The organism is Peribacillus sp. NPDC056705 (assembly GCF_043656335.1).
The window spans coordinates 1-1,093 of the sequence record NZ_JBHTYI010000268.1 but is presented as its reverse complement, the minus strand read 5'-3'; the positions used below and the strand labels follow the sequence as shown (position 1 = coordinate 1,093).

At 45.8% G+C, this 1,093-nt stretch carries 1 protein-coding gene and 1 pseudogene; both read right to left on the bottom strand.

All coding sequences use genetic code 11. The annotated features are described in order from the left end of the window. Nucleotides 1-258, bottom strand: a pseudogene (locus tag ACFRAK_RS29550) (SAM-dependent methyltransferase); the annotation flags it as partial. A gap of 89 nt (nucleotides 259-347) precedes the next feature. Next, nucleotides 348-746, bottom strand: coding sequence for a hypothetical protein (locus tag ACFRAK_RS29545; protein WP_394573278.1), 399 nt, complete (start codon nucleotides 744-746; stop codon nucleotides 348-350). Nucleotides 747-1,093: the final 347 nt, after the last annotated feature.

Sequence of the window (1,093 nt, the reverse complement as noted above, 5' to 3'; positions counted from 1 at the left end):
ATCCTGCAGGCCCTTACGCTCCAGGTCATCTACCTTATGATCATAAGCAATGTCACTTGCCGTCACATCAAGCCCGTTCCTAACGCCGTATGAAGTGAACGAACACGCCCCCGCAGGGCAATCCAATATCTTTTTGCCGACCAAGTCCGGTAATTGCAGATCAAACATCTGCATGTATTCCTCGTACGTACGACCGATGAATACTACCCGGTCCAATTCCTGTTTGGTCTTGTCTTGTCTCTCCTCAGCTCTACTCATCTCTTCTCACCTCAGCTATGGATTGGGCCGCGAATCACCCGCTCATCTTGCTTCGCACTTCCATATTAACATATGCCGTTGACGTTATATCATGATTCCGTATGATTCTCCCGGCTTATGAACTGGCCAATCTTCTTCATATCATCGGTTATCAGCAAGATTTTCTCGTGATCGGTCAGTACAAATACCGGAAACTTGGTAAGGCCAAGACCCTTCACCCATTCCTTATGATCCCCTGTTCCCACATAATGCATATGGGTATGGACTGACTCATTCACTCCGGACAGATCATCGTCCTCACTCCACCACAGCATATGGACTTGTCCATCTGGTACCGGTGCCATGTCCGCATCCTCGTGAAAATAATGAAGCTGAAAACCTTGCTCCCCGCCCTCAAGCAGCCGCTCTATCGCAACCTGATCCACTTTCTGCGTACAACCAAGGGACAGTACAAGCAGGAGCAGAATCAACCATTGCTTATTCCCCACGTTTAGTATCACCTCAGATATCCAAACTCTTTTGTCATATACATTATCATGGATTTGCCGAAATTTATATTCGATCTTCGTCTTATTCCCTGCATAGATCCTCCATTCTAAAGGAAGCTTTATTGCTGTATATATAAATATCAATGCTGCTGAATAACTAACTAAGTCTTGACACATGTCATATTATGGAACTACGATTTGTTAAGGCTGCTCACTTGCACAGATATACACCTCCTTGTAAAAAGGCCTGCCACTATACTTATGGAAAGTGGGCGTATCCATGCATATTCAACTACATAAACTCCCCCGGCGACGACCGTCCTACGGACTGCCGTTCTGGATGATAC